The organism is Komagataeibacter kakiaceti JCM 25156 (genome assembly GCF_000613305.1).
On record NZ_BAIO01000750.1, the window covers coordinates 1 to 861 of the forward strand.

Consider the following 861-nt stretch of genomic DNA (forward strand, 5'->3'; position numbering starts at 1 on the left):
GGTGGCTTTGGCATGGGCATGGCGGCGGGAACGGCGCTGGGCGTGGCCATGTCGCCCTATCGCTACCGGCCCTATGGCTACGGTTATGGATACCCCTATCCCGCCTATGCGCCCTATCCGGTTTATGCCTACCCGCCGCCGCCGCCACCGCCGCCGCCCGCGTATTACGGCTATTACCGCTAGTTTCCGAGGACTTCGGGCGGCACCGCCCTTTTTAAAAAGGGCGGTGCGCGGAAACCTTCACCGGTTTCTAAAGCGGCGTGCGGGCCGCGCGCACGAAGGCATGGATCAGTTCGGGTGACTTGACGCCCGGCGCGGATTCCACGCCCGATGAAACATCCACCGCGCGCGCGCCGCTCTGCCCTATGGCCGTCCGCACGTTATCGGGGGTCAGGCCGCCTGCCAGCAGCCATGGCGCGGGGGCGCGCCACCGCTCGGTCAATGTCCAGTCAAAGGCGCGGGCATTCCCGCCGGGGCGGTGCGGAACCGGCTGGCGCGCGGGATCAATCACCATCGCATCCACGCCACAGGTCGCGGCAGATCGGCCCGGCGGGCAACCCCCGTGGCCAGCCAGACCGGCAGGCCAAACTGTTCACGGATCGCCATGGCGCGGGGCGCTTCATCATAAATCTGCAGGCCATCCAGCCATGCATGGTCCAGCACATGGCGGATTTCATCATCCGTCGGGCGGACAAACAGGCCAATACGCCGTGGACCATTTATGGACACGGCGTGTGTCAGCCTGCCCGCCACCTCCGCCGTGACATGACGGGGCGAGCGGCCAAAAACACGAACCCGACCCAGTCCGCCCCCGCCGCGCAGGCGCATCCAGCCCGGCTTCATCGCGAATGCCGCATATCT

Annotated in this window: 2 pseudogenes; one reads left to right on the forward strand and one right to left on the reverse strand. The window is 66.9% G+C overall.

Annotated features, from left to right (window positions below):
- A pseudogene (locus JCM25156_RS18585) lies at positions 1 to 183 on the forward strand (hypothetical protein); the annotation flags it as partial.
- A 67-nt stretch (positions 184 to 250) separates the two neighbouring features.
- Here the strand turns inward: JCM25156_RS18585 and JCM25156_RS26195 are convergent.
- Positions 251 to 859: pseudogene (locus JCM25156_RS26195) on the reverse strand (phosphoribosylanthranilate isomerase).
- Positions 860 to 861: the final 2 nt, after the last annotated feature.